Origin of the sequence: Nonomuraea sp. NPDC050153, assembly GCF_044460125.1 — a bacterium.
GTDB lineage: Bacteria > Actinomycetota > Actinomycetes > Streptosporangiales > Streptosporangiaceae > Nonomuraea.
Map to the genome: position 1 here is coordinate 839795 of NZ_JBITJQ010000001.1, position 16730 is coordinate 856524.

At 73.2% G+C, this 16730-nt stretch carries 14 protein-coding genes; 2 read left to right on the plus strand and 12 right to left on the minus strand.

The features are described 5' to 3' along the window. The first annotated feature begins 112 nt into the window (after positions 1-112). Positions 113-1897: an ABC transporter ATP-binding protein gene (locus ACIBQ1_RS03900; RefSeq protein WP_397274557.1), complete on the plus strand. Its 1785-nt coding sequence runs from the start codon at positions 113-115 to the stop codon at positions 1895-1897. On the opposite strand, the gene ACIBQ1_RS03905 is transcribed toward ACIBQ1_RS03900, so the two are convergent. Both ACIBQ1_RS03905 and ACIBQ1_RS03910 read right to left on the minus strand, forming a co-directional pair. Continuing rightward, a complete protein-coding gene (locus ACIBQ1_RS03905) occupies positions 1879-3264 on the minus strand; it encodes a glutamine synthetase family protein (RefSeq protein WP_397274443.1) in 1386 nt (461 codons plus the stop codon). The genes ACIBQ1_RS03900 and ACIBQ1_RS03905 overlap by 19 nt on opposite strands. 340 nt (positions 3265-3604) lie before the next feature. Then, complete coding sequence (locus ACIBQ1_RS03910; RefSeq protein ID WP_397274444.1) at positions 3605-5095, minus strand: GMC family oxidoreductase; 1491 nt, start codon at positions 5093-5095, stop codon at positions 3605-3607. A 54-nt stretch (positions 5096-5149) separates the two neighbouring features. On the opposite strand from ACIBQ1_RS03910, the gene ACIBQ1_RS03915 reads away from it, so the two are divergent. Then, positions 5150-5815: a DJ-1/PfpI family protein gene (locus ACIBQ1_RS03915; RefSeq protein ID WP_397274445.1), complete on the plus strand. Its 666-nt coding sequence runs from the start codon at positions 5150-5152 to the stop codon at positions 5813-5815. Here ACIBQ1_RS03915 and ACIBQ1_RS03920 read toward each other — a convergent pair. The 10 genes from ACIBQ1_RS03920 to ACIBQ1_RS03965 form a co-directional block, all read right to left on the minus strand. Next, positions 5803-6738, minus strand: coding sequence for an oligopeptide/dipeptide ABC transporter ATP-binding protein (locus ACIBQ1_RS03920; RefSeq protein ID WP_397274446.1), 936 nt, complete (start codon positions 6736-6738; stop codon positions 5803-5805). The two genes, ACIBQ1_RS03915 and ACIBQ1_RS03920, sit on opposite strands and share 13 nt — an antisense overlap. 44 nt (positions 6739-6782) lie before the next feature. After that, positions 6783-7697, minus strand: coding sequence for an ABC transporter ATP-binding protein (locus ACIBQ1_RS03925; protein WP_397274447.1), 915 nt, complete (start codon positions 7695-7697; stop codon positions 6783-6785). After that, the gene (locus ACIBQ1_RS03930; RefSeq protein ID WP_397274448.1) at positions 7694-8521 is read right to left on the minus strand and encodes an ABC transporter permease; all 828 of its coding nucleotides are present in this window, start codon (positions 8519-8521) and stop codon (positions 7694-7696) included. The genes ACIBQ1_RS03925 and ACIBQ1_RS03930 overlap by 4 nt, the downstream gene beginning before the upstream one ends. Then, positions 8518-9462 carry an ABC transporter permease gene (locus tag ACIBQ1_RS03935; RefSeq protein ID WP_397274449.1) on the minus strand — a complete coding sequence of 315 codons (945 nt, stop codon included), beginning with the start codon at positions 9460-9462 and terminating at the stop codon, positions 8518-8520. The genes ACIBQ1_RS03930 and ACIBQ1_RS03935 overlap by 4 nt, the downstream gene beginning before the upstream one ends. Before the next feature lie 2 nt (positions 9463-9464). After that, on the minus strand, positions 9465-10991 hold the full coding sequence (locus tag ACIBQ1_RS03940) for an ABC transporter substrate-binding protein (RefSeq protein ID WP_397274450.1): 1527 nt from the start codon (positions 10989-10991) through the stop codon (positions 9465-9467). 71 nt (positions 10992-11062) lie between these two features. Beyond that, the gene (locus tag ACIBQ1_RS03945; protein WP_397274451.1) at positions 11063-12496 is read right to left on the minus strand and encodes a gamma-aminobutyraldehyde dehydrogenase; all 1434 of its coding nucleotides are present in this window, start codon (positions 12494-12496) and stop codon (positions 11063-11065) included. Positions 12497-12512: 16 nt separating this feature from the next. Next, complete coding sequence (locus tag ACIBQ1_RS03950) at positions 12513-14063, minus strand: class I adenylate-forming enzyme family protein (RefSeq protein ID WP_397274452.1); 1551 nt, start codon at positions 14061-14063, stop codon at positions 12513-12515. Beyond that, positions 14060-14932 carry an amidohydrolase family protein gene (locus tag ACIBQ1_RS03955; RefSeq protein ID WP_397274453.1) on the minus strand — a complete coding sequence of 291 codons (873 nt, stop codon included), beginning with the start codon at positions 14930-14932 and terminating at the stop codon, positions 14060-14062. The genes ACIBQ1_RS03950 and ACIBQ1_RS03955 overlap by 4 nt, the downstream gene beginning before the upstream one ends. Before the next feature lie 17 nt (positions 14933-14949). Beyond that, positions 14950-16383 carry an amidase gene (locus ACIBQ1_RS03960; protein WP_397274454.1) on the minus strand — a complete coding sequence of 478 codons (1434 nt, stop codon included), beginning with the start codon at positions 16381-16383 and terminating at the stop codon, positions 14950-14952. Further along, positions 16380-16727: an ATP-binding cassette domain-containing protein gene (locus ACIBQ1_RS03965; protein WP_397274455.1), complete on the minus strand. Its 348-nt coding sequence runs from the start codon at positions 16725-16727 to the stop codon at positions 16380-16382. The genes ACIBQ1_RS03960 and ACIBQ1_RS03965 overlap by 4 nt, the downstream gene beginning before the upstream one ends. Positions 16728-16730: the final 3 nt, after the last annotated feature.

Below are 16730 nucleotides of genomic sequence, written 5' to 3' on the forward strand. Positions count from 1 at the left end.
CGAGCGGCGGATGTCGTCCGGGCGAGTTCAGGCGGGCTCCGAGCGGCGGATGTCGTCCGGGCGAGTTCAGGCGGGGTCTGAGCGGCGGATGCCGTCCGGGTTCGCTCAGGTGGTGTCCTTGGTTTGGCGCTCGGCTCCCGGCCACCTGCTGGGCCACCTCGCGCTGACGGTCGTCGCCGTCGCGATCCCGATCGCGACCGTGTGGCTGACCAAGACGATCGTGGACGGGCTGGTGTCACGGGCGATCTGGGACCTCCTGTGGCTGCCGGCGGCGGGCCTGGCCGTGGTCGGCCTGGTGGGCGCGGGCATCCCGCAGGCCAGCCGCTATCTCATGGCCGAGGCGAACCGCAGGACGGCGCTCAGGGCCCAGGACGAGCTGTTCGCGGCCCTCGACCGCATGACGGGGTTGACCCGGTTCGAGGACCCGCCCTTCCTGGACCGGCTGCGGCTCGCCCAGCAGAGTGCCGCCTCCCCGGTGCGCATCGTGGAGTCCGTCCTCGGGCTGGGCCGCAACGTCCTGACGGGGCTGGGCATGCTCGGCTCGGTGACCGTGATCAGCCCGCTCGTCACGACCGTCGTCCTGGCGTCGGGCCTGCCCATGCTTCTCGTGGAGCTGCGCCTGGCCAGGCAGCGGGCCTCGATGATGCGGGACATCAGCCCGGCCCAGCGGCGGGAGATGTTCTACGGGGAACTGCTCGGGAGCGGGAACGCGGCCAAGGAGGTCCGGCTGCTCGGCCTCGGCGGGTTCCTGCGTGGGCGGATGCGTGCCGAACTGGAGCTGTCCAACACCGCCCAGCGGACCATGGACCGGCGCGAGTTCGCCATGCAGAGCGCCCTGGTGTCGCTGTCGGCGCTGGTCTCCGGGTTCGGCCTGATCTGGGTGATCGTCATGGTGACCGGCGGCCGGGGCACGGCCGGCGATGTGGCCCTGCTCATCGGCGCGCTGGCCGGCGTGCAAGGGGCCCTCGCGGGCGCGGTGGCCGCCACGGCCGGCGCGCACCACCAGCTCCTGACGTTCGGCCACTACCTGGCCGTGATCCACGCCGGACCGGACATGCCCCGGCCCGCCACCCCACGGAGCCTGACGGGCCTGCGTCGCGGCATCGAGCTGCGCGACGTGTGGTTCCGCTACAGCGACGAGCACCCGTGGATCCTGCGGGGCGTGAACCTGACGATTCCCCACGGCGCGTCCGTGGCCCTGGTCGGGCTCAACGGATCCGGCAAGAGCACCCTGGTCAAGCTGCTGTGCCGCTTCTACGACCCCGTACGGGGCACGATCTCGTGGGACGGCGCCGACATCCGTGACGTGCCGCCGGAGGAGCTTCGGGCACGGGTCGGCGCGGTGTTCCAGGACTTCATGAACTACGACTTCAGCGCCGCCGACAACATCGCCGTCGGCGACCTCACGGCACGCGGCGACCTGCCCCGCATCGAGTCCGCCGGGCGCTGGGCAGGCGTCCACGACACGCTGCGGAACCTGCCCCTCGGCTACGACACCCTGCTGACCAGGATCTATTTCGGCCTGGCCGACCGCGACGACGACAGCACCGGGGTGGTGCTGTCCGGCGGCCAGTGGCAGCGGATCGCCCTGGCCCGGGCCTTCCTGCGGGCCGATCGCGACCTGATGATCCTGGACGAGCCGAGCGCGGGGCTGGACGCCGAGGCCGAGCATGACGTGCACACCAGGCTGCGGGAGATCCGGGCCGGCCGGACGAGCCTGCTCATCTCCCACCGGCTCGGCGCCGTACGGGACGCGGACCTCATCGCGGTCCTCTCCGACGGCGTGATCATCGAACGCGGGAAACACGCGGACCTGATGGCGGCAGACGGCACCTACCGCCGCCTGTTCACCCTCCAGGCCTCCGGCTACGCGGCGGGTCAGTACAGCCAGCGGTAGGAGCGGACCACGTCCGCCGCGTCGCGGTCGGCCGCCCAGGCGGCGTCGGACACGCGTACCGCACGGAAGGCGTCCGCCAGCTCCTCGCCCAGCGCGGACCGGACGCGCTCGTTGGTCAGCAGCGCGCCGAGCTGCTCCTCGACGGTGGTGGGCAGCCGGTGGACGCCGCGTTCGGCCCGCCGGTCGTCGGTCCAGGTGCCGGGGTCCTCCTGCACCGGGTCGGGGGGTGTGAGACCGTCCTCGATGCCGGCCAGGCCCGCGGCGATCACGGCGGCGAGCGCGAGATAGGGGTTGGACGAGGCGTCCGAGGGCTTGAGCTCGACGTTGGCGTGCGCGGCGCCGAGCAGGGGAGTGGCCGGTACGAGACGCAGCGCCGCCTCCCGGTTCTCCACGCCCCAGAACGTGTACGCGCCGGACCAGTAGCCGGGCCGCAGCCGCTGCAACGAGGACAGGCTGGGCGCGGTGACGGCCACGACGGCGGGCAGGTCGCGTAGCAGGCCGGCCAGGTAGGCGCCGCCCTCGGCGGTCATACCCGCGGGGCCGTCCCCGCCGGACAGCAGGTTCGTCCCGGCGCGGTACAGCGAGGTGTGCAGATGCCAGCCGTTGCCCACCTGCCCGAGCGTGACCAACGGGGCGAAGCTCGCCCGCAGGCCGTGCGCGAGGGCGGCCGCGTGCACGGTCTGCCGGGCCAGCAGCTGCCGGTCGGCGGCGGTGACCGGGTCGGCGGGGGCGATGTTGAACTCGAACTGCCCCGGGCCGTACTCGCCGTGGAACTGGCCGATGGGCACGCCGTTGCGGTCGAGGTCGCGCAGCAGTTGCGCGGCGAAGGCGTCGACGGCCAGCATCTTGGCCGGCCCGTAGGATGGCCCCTCGTAGACGGGGCGTACGTCGTCGGCGTCGCCCTCGTCCGCCCGGCTGAGGTGGAACTCCATCTCGTAACCGGCCAGGAAGTCCAGCCCGAGATCCGCGGCCCGGGAGAGCTGTCGCTCCAGCACGCCTCGCTGGTCGTACGGCCACGCCGAACCGTCGGCCGCCACCTGCCGTCCCGGCACCCACGCGAACCCGGGCTGACCGGCGAGCCGGACCAGCCGCTCGGAGACCGGCATCAGCCGGATGTCACCCGAGGGAGTGCCCAGAGGGGCATGCCCGAAGGTGATGCCGTCCTGCGAGTCGAACACCGCGAACAGCGGCGTGACGCCCACTCCGCGCTCGACCGCCGCGCCGAACTGGTCGACGGGCACCGTGCGCGACCGGGGGATCCCGTTGTTGTCGGCCCAGACGATCGTGACTCCGACGACACCCGCCTCGGCCAGATCGAGATCGTCCGCGCCGGCCTGCGACGTGCCGGCGGTTACCTGGTCGAGCATCGACATCCCCTTACGATCGGCCCATCACCGTGCGACCGCAGGACATATCCCGTTTCGGGGCATAATGCCTGGTCACAGCATCGAAACGCCGCGCCGTTCGATGCGCGGGTCACTTTATAGGCCGCAGTCCCGCATCCGGCGGCGCCACGCCCGAGGGCGCGCTCGCGTCGCGCGAAGCGGTCCCGGCGTCAAGACCCCGGCGTCAAGACCCCGGCGTCATGAGCTCGGTGTCGAGGTTCCGGTGTCGAGGTTCCGGCGAGTCGCTGTCTCCGGCCGCCGCTCAGGTGAATGCGCCGGCGTACGACGGCCTTGGCACGGGTCGTCGGGCCGGGCCGGGCCCTCAGCCCAGAGCGCCGACGAGGTGTTCGGCGAGCGCGACGACCGGCAGGTTCGTGGTGGCCCGGGGGATCACCGGCATGATCGAGGCGTCGACGACCCACAGGTTGTCGCTGCCGTGCACGCGTCCGGTGCCGTCCACCACGGCGCCCGCCGCCGGATCGGCGCCGATCGCGCAGGTGCCCACCGGGTGCCAGTAGTGGGCTGCGGAGGCGCGCATCGTCGCCTCGCCGGCTCGCGGGTCTGCCGTGAACTCGTCCATCGGGGCACCGAGCAAGGGCGCCAGCGCCGGGGAGGCGGCCATGCTCCGGCACAGCTCGATGCCGTCGCGCAGCACCGCCAGGTCATCGCCGTCCGCCAGGTAGGCGTGCTCGATGACGGGCCTGGAGCCGGGGTCGGGGGAGGAGAGCCGGAGGGCGCCCCGGGAGCGCGGGGTGAGGCAGGCGGCGGGGAGCACGCAGGCCCAGCCGTCGGCGGTGCGGGTGGTCCACGGGAGGAGGTGCAGGTCGTACGGTTCATGGCCGCCGGTCGAGCGGGCCTTGCCGATGACCTGCTCGTCCGGCACCGGCCGCAGCCGTTCGTACGCGGTGAGCCGGCGCGACAGTTCCTCGCTCGCCGCGAAGCGCAGCTCCAGGGTCGGGTGGTCGTGCAGGTTGCGGCCGACGCCGGGGAGGTCGAGGCAGGGAGGCACGCCGAGGGCGCGCAGTTCGTCGGCCGGGCCGACCCCGCTGCGCAGCAGCACCTCGGGGCTGCCGTAGGCGCCGCCGCAGAGCACGAACCTGTCGGCCTCGACGACGAGCTGCTCCCGTCCCCGCAGGACGTGGGCGCGGCGGACGGCCGAGCCGCGGAACTCCAGCCGGTCGACCAGCGCCCGATCGAGGATGCGCAGGCGGTGGTCGCCGCGCACCGGGTCGAGATACGCGAAGCCGCTGTTCCAGCGTACGCCGCCGGGGTTGTTCACGGGGGAGGGGCCGCAGCCGGCGCCGCCGGAGAGGTCATCCAGATCGTCCGTACGCGGGATCCCGCAGCCGGCCATGGCGTCCATCGCCGCGGACTGGAAGGGGGTGAGCTCCTCGTCGGCGTAGTGCCGGACGCGCAGCCTGGTCGCGCCCTGCTCCATCAGCACGGCGAGCGACTCGTCCGTCCAGGAGAGCCCCCACTGCCGGTAGTCGGCCGCGTGACCGACGGTCTGGGAGCAGCCGTTGTGCGCGGAGCAGCCGCCGATGACCCGCGCCCGCTCGAAGGCCAGCTCCCGGGCGGGAACGGCGCCCGGGCCGCGGTACCCCCAGTCGTGCGTGTCCGGCAGTGTCATGCTGTCGAGGAGCTCGCGGGGCCAGCGGGCGGCGTCGAAGGCCCCGTAGTCGGGTTCGGCCTCGACGACCACCACGGACAGGGACGTGTCCTCGAGCAGGCGCCCGGCGACGACCGCGCCGGCCGTGCCGCCGCCGAGAACCGCGACGTCCGCGTGCACCCGCTGGTCTGAGTCGTTTACCATGGACGAAGTTTAATCGATCGAACGATAAAAGAACTAGAGAGGCAGGTACGGAGCATGGACGTCGCGATCCTCATCTACGAAGGGTTCACCGCCCTGGACGTGACCGGGCCGTTCGAGGTGCTGAGCCGCCTGCCGGAGGCCAGGGTGCGGTTCGTGGCCGCCACGCCGGGGATGTGCCCCGCCGACCAGCCGGGCTTCGGCCTCGTGGCCGAGCCGCTGGAGAGCATGGAGCGGCCGGACGTGGTCGTGGTCTCGGGCGGCAGCACCACCACGCGCTTCCTCGACGACGAATCCGTCCTGTCGTGGCTGCGCCGGGCGCACGGGACCAGCGTCTGGACGACGTCGGTGTGCACGGGCTCGCTCCTGCTCGGCGCCGCGGGGCTGCTGGAGGGCCGCCGGGCCACGACGTTCTGGTACGAGCTGGAGAGCCTGCGCTGTTTCGGCGCCGAGCCGGTGTCCCGGCGCGTGGTCGAGGACGGGAAGATCATCACGGCGGCCGGCGTCTCGTCCGGCATCGACATGGCGCTGCTGGTCTGCGACCGGCTCCAGGGCGCCGCCTACGCGCAGGCGGTGCAGCTGGGGATCGAGTACGACCCCCAGCCGCCGCACGACGCCGGCTCGGTGGCGAAGGCTCCGGCGGAGGTGGTGCGGTTCATGCGGGACAACCTGGAGCGCTCGTACGGCCCGTCGTGGGCGCGCAGGACCGCTCAGACCTCCTGAGCCTGCCAGGCGAGGTGGCAGGAGACCCGATGCCCGTCCCGCCGAGCCTGCTCGGGCTCGGCGGCGGCGCACCTGGCCACCGCGGCCGGGCAGCGCGGATGGAAGCGACAGCCGGGCGGCAGGCGGAGCGGGCTGGGCGGCTCGCCCACGGTCACGACGGGACGGCGCCGGTCGGCGGAGGGGACCGCGTCGAGCAGCACGCGGGTGTACGGGTGCCCGGGACGCGCGAAGACCTCCGCGGCCGGCCCTTCCTCCACGACGCGTCCCAGATACATCACCGCGACCCGGTCGCAGAGCCCCCGCACCACGGCCAGATCGTGGGAGATGAACAGCACCGCCAGCCCGAGCCGCTCGCGGAGGTCGCCCAGCAGGTTGAGCACGGCGCCCGCCACGGACGCGTCCAGCGCGGCCACCGCCTCGTCGGCGACCAGCACGTCTGGCTCCGCGGCCAGCGCGCGGGCGATCGCGACGCGCTGCCGCTGGCCCCCGGACAACTCGCGGGGACGGGCACGCAGGTGCTCCGCGCCCAGCCCGACCATCTCCAGCAGCTCGCGAGTCCGGCGTGCGACCTGATCGGCGGGCCGCCGTCGCAGCGGCTCGGCCAGCGTCTGCGCGACCGTGCGGAGCGGGTCGAGGGAGGCGCCCGGATCCTGGTAGATCATCTGGATGCGGCGGCGCATGCCCGGCGGGCGCCGCCGCGGGACGGGGACGCCGTCCAGCAGCACGCTTCCCTCGGACGGCCGGGCGAGGCCGACGATCGCCCGCCCGAGAGTCGACTTGCCGCAACCGCTCTCGCCCACCAGGCCCAGGATCTCGCCCCGGGCGAGTTCGAGGTCGACCCCGTCCACGGCGTGCACCCGCCTGCGGAACAGCCCTTCCCGCACGGGATAGGTGACGGTCAGCCGCTCGACTCGTACGCTCACTGGTGAGATCCGGCTGTGTTCGATTGATCGCTCGCTTCGCTCGCTCATGTGCCCTCCTGGTGGACGCACGCCGACCGGTGCCGCTCGTCGAGCGCGTGGATCCCGGGGACGACTTCCTGGCAGGCCGGCGCCCGGTGGGCGCAGCGCGCCAGGAAACGGCAGGCGGGGGAGTAGGCCGCGGGGTCGGGTGGCGCGCCGGGGATCGGCCTGAAGGGGCCCGGCGGCCTGTCGAGCGTGGGCACCGCGTCGATCAGCGCCCTGGTGTACGGGTGCCGCGGCCGGTCGAGCACCTCGGACGCCGGGCCGGCTTCGACGATCTGCCCGGCGTACATGACGGCCACCACGTCGGCCACCTGCCGGATCACCGCCACGTCGTGGCTGACGAGGACCACGCCGAGCCCCCGCTCCTCCCGCGCCGTATCGAGGAGTCGCAGGATCTCGGCCTGCAGCGTGACGTCCAGCGCCGTGGTCGGCTCGTCGCACAGCAGCACGCCCGGATCCGTGGCGAGGGCCAGCGCGATCGCGACCCGCTGGCGCATCCCGCCGCTGAGCTCGTGCGGATAGGCGCGGGAGCGCAGGCCGGGATCCGGGACGCCGACGGCGGCCAGCAGCTCGACGGCCTGCCGCCGGGCGGCGGCCCGCGAGGCACCCTGCCGGCGGCGTACGACGTCGGCGACGAAGGACCCGATCCGCATCGTGGGATCGAGGGAGGCGTGGGAGTCCTGGAACACCATCGCGAGCCCGCTCCCGGCCCGGACCTCACCGGCGGTGCGGACGGCGCCCGGCGGCAGCAGGCCCATCGCGGCACGCAGGGTGAGCGACTTCCCGCAGCCCGACTCGCCGACGATGCCCAGGCACTGCCCCGCCCCGACCGCGAACGAGACGTCGTCGAGCACCGTCAGCGCCTTCCCCCGCCGGCGGACCGCCACCCTCAGCCCGTCAACCTCGAGTGGCGTCATCCCGCCTCACCCCGCTCACTCCACCGGTCGCCGAGGGCGGCGACGCTCGATCCGAGGATCACGATGGTCAGCCCCGGGAACGCCGCCAGCCACCAATGGCTGCGCAGGAACAGCTGGGCCTCCGACACCATGGCGCCGAGCTCGGGGGTACCCGCCGCCACGCCCAGCCCGAAGAACGACAGGACCGCGATGCCCTGCAGCGCCATGCCCATGTCGGTGGCCAGGTAGACCAGCGACTGCCGCAGCGAGTTCGGCAGCACGTGCCTGACCAGGACCGCGACGTGCGACAGGCCGAGCAGGTAGCTCGCGGAGACGAACTCGCGCTCGCGGACCCGGCGCACCTCGGTGCGGATGAGCCGCGCGTACACGACCCAGCCCAGCACGCCGAACGCGACGAGCAGGGACGGAGTTCCCGGGCCGAGCACGAACACGAACGCGATCAGCAGCACGTACACGGGCAGCGCCTGGAAGATGTCGGCCACCCACCGCACCGCCGCGTCCAGCAGGCCGCCGTAATAGCCGGCCACGGCGCCGATCAGCGTCCCGAGCAGCATCGGCAGCCCGGCGGCGAACAGCATCAGCAGCAGGTCGGTACGCAGGGCGAACAGCAGCCGGGACAGCACGTCCCGGCCGAGCGCGTCCGTGCCGAGCAGGTGGGCGGCGCTCGGTGGCCGGAGCTGGTCGAGCGTCTGCAGATCCGGATCGGCCGGGGCCAGCAGCGGCGCGAGGACGGCGGCGAGGATCACCAGCGCCAGCAGCCCGGCGGCGGACCAGCGCGTCCAGGCGAACCCGCGCCGGGGACCCGCCGCGACCGCGGCCGTCACCAGGTCGTCCTCGGGTCGAGCAGCGCGACCACCAGGTCGGCGAGCAGGTTGATCGCGATGATGGCCGTGCCGAAGATCAGGGTGAGAGCCTGGACCACCGGGAAGTCCCGCTGGCTCGCCGCGTTCACCATCTCGGCGCCCAGGCCGGGCAGGCCGAAGGTCTGCTCGACGACGACCGCGCCGAACAGCAGCGCGGCGGCCTGGACGGCCAGCAGCGTCACGGCGGGCGGCAGGGAGTTGCGCAGCAGGTGCCGCCGGACGAGCGGCCACCCGGACAGCCCCAGGGACCGCGCGGTCGTCACGTGATCGGCGGCCAGCACCTGGCGCAGGCTCGCGGCGCCGCTGCGGGCCAGGAGCGGCATCGAGGCCAGGCCGATGGTGAGCGACGGCAGGACCATCGAACGCAGCCGCTCGCCGAAGCTCTCGCCGAAGCCGCCCACGGGCAGCCAGCCCGTCCGCAGCGCCAGCAACGAGGCCAGCATCAGACCGATCCAGAACGGCGGGCAGTTGACGAGGATCGTGAGCGAGCGCGCGCAGAGCCTGGCGGCCGCCGACCGCGGGCGGAGCGCCATGAGCAGCGCGGCGGGCGCCGCCAGCGCCGTGCTGACGAGCAGACCGCCGGCCAGCAGCCAGGCCGTCGCACCGGCGCGATCGGCGACGATGGTGGCGATGGGGGTTCCCGTCCGGTTGGACCGGCCGAGATCGCCGTCGGCGAGGTTCGTCACGTATCTCCAGAACTGCACGACCATCGGCTGATCGAGGCCCGAGTCCCGGCGGACCTGCGCCACCTGCTCGGCGCTCGCCCGCGGCCCCGCGACGACCCGCGCCGGATCCCCGGGCATCAGCTGCTGGAGCAGGACGACGATGAGCAGGAGCGCCGCCAGCACCGGGACCACCTGGATCAGCCTGCCGGCCACGAAACGCAGTCGTCCGGCGGACATCCTCAGCCCACCCAGAGCAGGTCGGCGGGATAGAACAGGAAAGGCGTGATCCGCAGGCCCTTGACCTTCGGCGACACGGCGAAGAGCCGGTCGGGGAAGGCCGTCGGGATGTACGGCAGGTTCTCGTGGATCCACGTTTCGGCGGTCCGCACCGCAGCCGCCCGTTCCTCGTCGGTCTGCGCGACCTCCAGGCGGTCGAAGGCGTCGGAGATGGTCTTCATGGGCAGGCCGGAGTAGAGCCCGCCGGTGGCGACGATCAGGCCGAAGATGTCACCCACGGTCGGCGACACGCTCCCCACCTCGCCGAGGGAGAGGTCGTAGGCGCCCTTCGCCTGCCGGTCGACGAGCACTTGGACCTCCAGTTTCTGCAGGTCGACGGCCACGCCGACGGCGCGCAGCTGCGCGGCCGCGGTCTCGCCGGCGCGGGTCGAGGACGGCGTCGTCGCGTCGACCACCAGCTCGACCTTCGTCCCCGGCCGGTAGGACGACTTCGCCAGCTCGGCCTTCGCCTTCTCGACCCCGGTCTCGTACGTGCAGCCGCATCCGACGGACCCTTGGACGCCCGGGGGCAGCCCGCCGGTCGCCGGCGTGGCCAGGCCGCCGAAGACCGCCTGGGCGTACCGGCCGCGGTCGATCGCCAGACTCACGGCCCGCCGGAAGTGAATGTCGTTCCCCGGCTGCTTGGCGGCGTTGACGAAGATGCCGTGGATCGTCGCCGAAGGGTGCACGAGCACCCGTTCGCCCTCGGGGATCTGGCCGGCCAGATCGAGCGGGACGGCCTCGATGGCGTCGGCCTGGCGGCTCTGGTAGCGCAGCAGCTGCTGGTTGGGGTCGGCGACCACCTCGTAGACGAGGCGGTCCAGCCTGGGCCGCGCGGGGTCGTAGTAGCGGCGGTTGCGTTCGAGCACGAGCCGCTGTCCGGGCTGGTACGCGGCCACGACGAACGGCCCGGCGCCGATCGGCCTGGCGAAGAAGTCCTTGCGGCTCATCCCGCCGAAGTCCTTCGGCACGATGACGGCCGAGCCGTTGCTGAGCCAGGTGAGCGTGAAGGTGCTGGCCTTCTTCATCTTGACGACCAGGGTTCGGTCGTCAGGGGTGGCGGTGCCGGTGATGGCGGCGTAGAGCGAGCCCATGGACAGCTCCTTGCGCCACAGCTCGACGGAGAACGCGGCGTCCTGGGACGTCAGCGGCCGCCCGTCGCTGAAGGCGAGCCCTGGACGCAGCGTGAAGGTGATGGTCTTCGCCTTGGCGTCGAGCTTCCACTTCTCGGCCAGTCCGGGCTGGATGGAGGCGCCGTCCGCCGAGGGCCGCACCAGCCCCTCCATCACCTGCGGCAGGGTCTGGAACGTCGCGAGCTGGATCGCCTTGTCGGGGTCCCAGCCGTCGATGTCGGCGGCGCGCAGGATGGTGAGGCTGCCACCGCGCCTCGCCGGACCTTCGGTGTGAGAGTTGCTCGCCGTGCCGCCCCCGCAGCCCGTGACCAGCAGTGCCACCGCGAGCAGGAGGCATGCCGTGGTTCTCGTCCACATCGTGTTCATCACCAGATTTCGAACGTTCGATAAATTTTCTGAACGTACCGCTCCGGGGGCGGTCACAGGAGTCAGCGCAGGCTGGCCATCACGTGCTTGACGTGCGTGTAGTCCTCAAGGGCGTACATCGACAGGTCCTTGCCGTACCCCGACTGCTTGTAGCCGCCGTGCGGCATCTCCGACGCCAGCGGCACGTGGTCGTTGATCCAGACGCACCCGAACCGCAGCGCCTTCGACATGCGCAGGGCGCGGCCGACGTCGCGGGTCCAGACGGAGGAGGCCAGCCCGTACGGCGTGCCGTTGGCCAGCGCGACGGCCTCTTCCTCGGTGTCGAAGCGCTGGACCGTGACGACCGGGCCGAAGATCTCCTTCTGGACCAGCTCGTCGTCCTGGCGCAGACCCGCGACCACCGTGGGCTCGTAGAAGAAGCCCGGCCGGTCGGCGGCGCGGCCCCCGGCGACGACCTCGGCGTGCGCGGGGCGGCGGTCGAGGAAGCCCGCCACCCGCTCGCGCTGGCGCAGGCTGTTGAGCGGGCCCAGCGTGGTGCCGGGGTCGCGGGTGTCGCCCAGCACCAGCTTGCCCGCTTTGTCCGCCAGCCCGGCCACGACGTCGTCGTACAGGCGGGCGGAGGCGAGCACGCGGGTCGCCGCCGTGCAGTCCTGGCCCGCGTTGTAGTAGCCGGCGCCCGCGACCACCTCCAGGGCCGTTTCCAGATCGGCGTCGTCGAAGATCACGACCGGGGCCTTGCCGCCGAGCTCCAGGTGGACGCGCTTGAGCGTGCGGGCGGCGTGCTCGGCCACCCACCTGCCCGTCTCCACGGATCCGGTGAGCGAGACCAGCTCGACGTCCGGGTGCTCGACCAGCGCGGCGCCCGGCTCGTTCCCGCCGACGACGACGTTGAGGACCCCGGGCGGCAGGAGGCCGGCGGCCAGCTCGGCGAGCCTGACCGTGGTCACCGGAGTCGAGGGCGCGGGCTTGAGCACGGTCGTGCACCCGGCGGCGAGCGCCGGGCCGATCTTCCACACCGCCATCATCATCGGGTAGTTCCACGGCGTGATCTGCCCGACCACGCCCACGGGCTCCCGGCGGATCATGGAGGTGTAGCCCGCCACGTACTCTCCCGCCGACCTGCCCTCCAGACAGCGGGCCGCGCCGGCGAAGAAGCGCAGGTTGTCGGCCATCGTGCCGATCTCGTCGCTCTGCACCACGTGCAGCGGCTTGCCGGCGTCGGCCGACTCCAGCTCGGCCAGCTCGCCGCCGTGCTCCTCGATCGCGTCCGCCAGCCGCAGCAGCGCGTGCGCCCGCTCGCCCGGCGTCGTGGCCGACCAGCGGGGGAAGGCCGCCGCGGCGGCGGCCACCGCCAGCTCGACGTCCTCGGGGTCGGAGCGCGGCGCGGTGGCGATGGTCTCGCCGGTCGCCGGGTCCAGCACGGGCGCCGTGCGCCCCTCCAGCGGATCCGTGGACTCGCCGTTGATGAAGTTCCGCAGCACGCGGAGGTCGGGCATGTCTGTCTCCCCCATGTCAGGACGCCGCCAGCAGGCGCAGTTTCACCTTGTCGACCTTGCCGACGGCCAGCTTGGGCAGCTCGCCCTCCAGCCGGAACACCTTCGGCACCTTGTAGTTGGCCAGCCGCGACCGGGCGTGCTCGCGCAGCTCGGCCTCGGTCACCGGCGCCCTCGGCACCACGAACGCGTGGCCCACCTCGCCCCAGCGCTCGTCGGGCACGCCCACCACGGCCGCGAGCGCCACCGCCGGATGCTCCTCCAGCGCGGCTTCGATCTCCCGGGGGTAGACGTTGTAGCCGCCGGACTTGAACATCTCCTTGAGCCGCCCGACGAGGCGGATGTGCCCGCCGGGCTCCTCCACCGCCAGGTCGCCGGTGTGGAGCCAGCCGTCGGCGTCGATGGCGGCGCGCGTCGCCTCCGGGTCGCGGAAGTACCCGCGGGTGATGAAGTCGCCCCGGACGAGCAGCTCGCCGGCCTTTCCCGGAGCGCTGTCCTTTCCCGGAGCGCCGGCCGAAGCGCCGCCCGGAGCGCCGTCCTGGGCGCGCAGCACCACCTCGTAGTGCGGGTCCACCCGGCCCACGCTCCAGGACAGCACGTCGAGGGAGTCGCCGGGATCGGTGTAGGTCACCGAGCCGGTCGACTCGGTGAGGCTGTAGCTGGTGGCCAGCCGGGCCCCGGTCCGCGACAGCGTCTCCAGCAGGCTGCGCGGCGCGGCGGCCCCGCCCCAGAGGATGTACTCCAGCGAGCCGAGGTCGCAGTCCCGCCACTCCGGCGTGGCCACCATCGCCAGCAGCTGCGTGGGGATGCAGTAGAGGTGGGTCAGGCGTTCCCGCTCCACCATGCGCAGGGTTCCCGCCGGGTCGAAGCGCGGCAGGTAGACCACCGTGCCGCCCGCGACCAGGATCGAGGTGCTGATGTCGCCGAGCCCGCCGATGTGGTTGAGCGGCAGGTCGCAGAGCTTGCGGGGCGCCTCGCCGTACCAGCGGCCCGCCTGCACGACCCCGCAGTGGGCCAGCCCCCAGTGCGGGACGAGCGCGCCCTTCGGCCTGCCCGTGCTGCCCGAGGTGTAGATCATCGCCGCCGGGTCCAGCGGCCGCACCTCCCGCCGGGCGGCCAGGAGGCGATCATCGGGCCGGGCCGCCTCGATGAACTCCTCGTAGGAGGACGACCGGTGGATCACCACGCGCGCCCGGCCCGGCGACAGCGCGCGCTGCGCGGGGTCGTCCGGGCCGAGCATGCCGAACAGCAGCGCCGGCTCGCTGTCGGCCACCACGTGTGCCAGCTCGGCGGTGGTGTACTTCGGGTTCAGCCCGACCCAGACGGCGCCGACGCTCGCCGCCGCCAGGAAGAGCACGAAGCACTCCGGCTGCGGATGGCCGAGCACCGCGACCCGGTCGCCGCGCCTGACCCCGGCGGCCAGCAGCGCCGCCGCGCAGCGGTCGACGTCGTCACGCAGCCGCTCGTACGTCCAGCGCCCGTTCTCCCCGATGAGGGCCTCCCCGGCGGGACGGTGCGCGGCCCAATGCTCGACATAGTCGGTGATGCGCGGCAGCCGGGGCGGGCTCACACCAGCACCGCCTGCTCGCGAGCCGACAACAACCGGGCGGCGTTGCCGTGCAGCAGCGCGTCCAGGGTCTCCGCCCGCAGGCCGAGACCGTGCCACTCCTCCAGCGCCCGCCGGTGCGGGAACACCGGCCAGTCCGTGGCGAACAGCACCTGGTGGCGCAGCAGCCGGTCCATGAAACGCAGCATCATCTCCCAGCCCGAGCCCGGCACGCCCAGGTACTTGGGGGCCAGGCCGCCGAAGTCGATGAGCACGTTGGGGTGGCGCCGCGCGACCGCGACGATCTCCGGCACCCACGGCCAGGCCGCGTGGCAGGCGATGAGCGTGGCCTCGGGGAAGTCGCAGGCCACCTGGTCCAGGCGGACGGGGCGTTCGGCCTCGATGGGGTGGCGGCGCGAGTAGTTGACCCCCGTGTGGACGGCGACGGCCAGGCCCAGCTCGGTGGCCTTGGCGTAGATCGGGTAGAGCAGGCGGTCGTCGATCGCGTGGCCGAAGAACGACGGCTGCACGTTGATCCCCTTCAGCCCCAGCGCCGCCACCCGCTCGACCTGGCGCACCGCGCGCATGACGGACAGGGGTTCCAGCGTCACCGTCCCGAAGCCGGAGAACCGCTCGGGCCGCCGCCGGACCTGCTCGGCGACCTCCTCGTTGAGCGCGTCGGCGTAGTCGCCGTGCTCGTACTCGGCGTGCAGCACGGCGTGCCCGATGCCGGACTCGTCCATCTCGGCCAGCAGTTCGTCCGTGTCCTTGTGCCAGCCGTCGCCGATGTCGAGCACCGCTTCGTACTGCGTGTAGACCTCGCCTCCCGCGGAGATCGGGGGACGGACGGCGCTGGGCACCCGTACGCGGAAGTCGATGATCGTCGAATTCATGGGGATGTTCCTCCGGGTCACAGGGGGAGAGCGGCCGGCCGGCGGTGCCGCCAGGGGTGGGCGCGTTCGAGCTGTCCGGCCAGGGCGAGGACCGTGCCGTCCTGCCATCTGCCGCCGATGAGCTGGACGCCGAGGGGCAGGTCACCGGCCCGCTCCACGAGTGGGACGGAGATCGCGGGCAGGCCGAGCAGGTTGGCCAGCACGGTGAGGGAGGCGGTCTCCTCCGCGCGCCGCAGCGGCGCCCACGGGTCCGCCTCCTGCCCCTCCCAGAGCGAGCCCACGCGGGGCGCGAGGACGGGGTTGGTCGGGGTGAGCAGGACGTCCACGGCGTCCCAGGCCTGGTACATCTCGGCCGAGCGTAGCTGGAGCTCCAGAATGGTGGTCACGTACGTCAGCGAGTCGGTGTCGCGGGCGGCCTGGCGGAGGGTCCGGTTGAGCGGTTCGACGGCGGACTCGTCGATCACCGCGCAGTCGGCCGAGCCGGTGGCGTACAGGATGTCGAACCGGGGGGTCAACCAGCCGGGGTCGAGGCCGGGGACGTCCTGTTCGACCACCTCGTGCCCGAGGTCGGCGAGCAGGTCGGCGGCGCGGCGGGCCACGGCGACGGCCGTGGGGTGCACGTGCGCGGGGAAGGCCGGCTGGAGGTTGAGCCCGATGCGCAGCCGGCCCGGGTCGCGCTCGGCCCGCTGCCGGAAGGGCACGTCGGGGCGCGGAGGGGCGTACCAGGTGGGCCGGGGGGCGGCGGCGAGGACGTCCAGGATCGCCGCGGTGTCGAGCACGGTGCGGGTGAGCACGCCTTCCGTCGCGAAGCCCTCCATGTAGTGGGCGTCGGAGGGGACCAGGCCGCGGCTCGGCTTCATGCCCACCAGCCCGCAGTAGCTGGCCGGCTCCCGGATGGATCCGGCCCCGTCGGAGGCGTGCCCGACGGGTAGCAGGCCCGCCGCCACGGCCGCCGCCGAGCCGCCGCTGGATCCCCCGGGGCTGTGCTCCAGGTTCCAGGGGTTGCGGGTGGCGCCGTGGCGGGCCGACTCGGTGACCGAGACCGTGCCGAACTCCGGCGAGGTGGTCGCGCCGACGAAGACGAAACCCGCCTCGCGCAGGGCCCGCACCGCCGGGGCGTCGTGCTCCATGACGTCGTGGCCGACGCCGTCGGACGCGCTGCACAGCGGCCAGCCACGTACGGGGTGCAGGTCCTTGATCGCGATGGGCACGCCCAGGAACGGCGGCAGCGGCCCGCCCTGCCGCGCCAGCTCGTCGGCGGCGTCGGCGGCCTGGCGGGCCTCGTCCGGGGCCACATGGCAGAAGGCGTTCAGCGCGGGATCGATCGCGTCGATGCGGGCGAGGTAGCCCTCCACGATCTCCCGGGAGCTCGCCTTGCCGGTCGCGATCTGCTCGGCCAGTTCGGTGGCGGCCGGCCAGCCCTCGGGGCCGGTGCCGACGGGATCTGTCATCGTTCCTCCTGTTCCTGGGGGGTCGCCCGGCGGGCAGGACGCCAGCCGGGGCCTGGGACGCTGGCGCGCAGCAGGCGGGTGTAGGGGTGCCGGGACTCGTCGAGGATGAGGATGCGCGGCTCGGCGGCCAGCGCCCTGGCGATGGCGACCCGCTGGCGCTGCCCGCCGGACAGCGCCGCCGGCAGCGCGTTCATCTGGCGCTCGTCGAGGCCCACCAGGCCGGCGAGCTCGGCCGCCCTGCGGCCTCTCCGGTGTCCCGGTAGCAGCCGGTGGTGATCAACGTCAGTGCGGCCGCTGTGGTGGCGATGGTCCTTTTTCGCGCGCCTTGCATCTGTAACCGCCATGTG

What these genes read in the sequence shown, in the direction of transcription:
- ACIBQ1_RS03905 (WP_397274443.1), bottom strand. Translation starts at nt 3,264, where the DNA reads ATGCTCGACCAGGTAACCGCCGGCACGTCGCAGGCCGGCGCGGACGAT.
- ACIBQ1_RS03910 (WP_397274444.1), bottom strand. Translation starts at nt 5,095, where the DNA reads ATGGTAAACGACTCAGACCAGCGGGTGCACGCGGACGTCGCGGTTCTC.
- ACIBQ1_RS03915 (WP_397274445.1), top strand. Translation starts at nt 5,150, where the DNA reads ATGGACGTCGCGATCCTCATCTACGAAGGGTTCACCGCCCTGGACGTG.
- ACIBQ1_RS03925 (WP_397274447.1), bottom strand. Translation starts at nt 7,697, where the DNA reads ATGACGCCACTCGAGGTTGACGGGCTGAGGGTGGCGGTCCGCCGGCGG.
- ACIBQ1_RS03935 (WP_397274449.1), bottom strand. Translation starts at nt 9,462, where the DNA reads ATGTCCGCCGGACGACTGCGTTTCGTGGCCGGCAGGCTGATCCAGGTG.
- ACIBQ1_RS03940 (WP_397274450.1), bottom strand. Translation starts at nt 10,991, where the DNA reads ATGTGGACGAGAACCACGGCATGCCTCCTGCTCGCGGTGGCACTGCTG.
- ACIBQ1_RS03945 (WP_397274451.1), bottom strand. Translation starts at nt 12,496, where the DNA reads ATGCCCGACCTCCGCGTGCTGCGGAACTTCATCAACGGCGAGTCCACG.
- ACIBQ1_RS03955 (WP_397274453.1), bottom strand. Translation starts at nt 14,932, where the DNA reads ATGAATTCGACGATCATCGACTTCCGCGTACGGGTGCCCAGCGCCGTC.
- ACIBQ1_RS03960 (WP_397274454.1), bottom strand. Translation starts at nt 16,383, where the DNA reads ATGACAGATCCCGTCGGCACCGGCCCCGAGGGCTGGCCGGCCGCCACC.
- ACIBQ1_RS03965 (WP_397274455.1), bottom strand. Translation starts at nt 16,727, where the DNA reads ATGGCGGTTACAGATGCAAGGCGCGCGAAAAAGGACCATCGCCACCAC.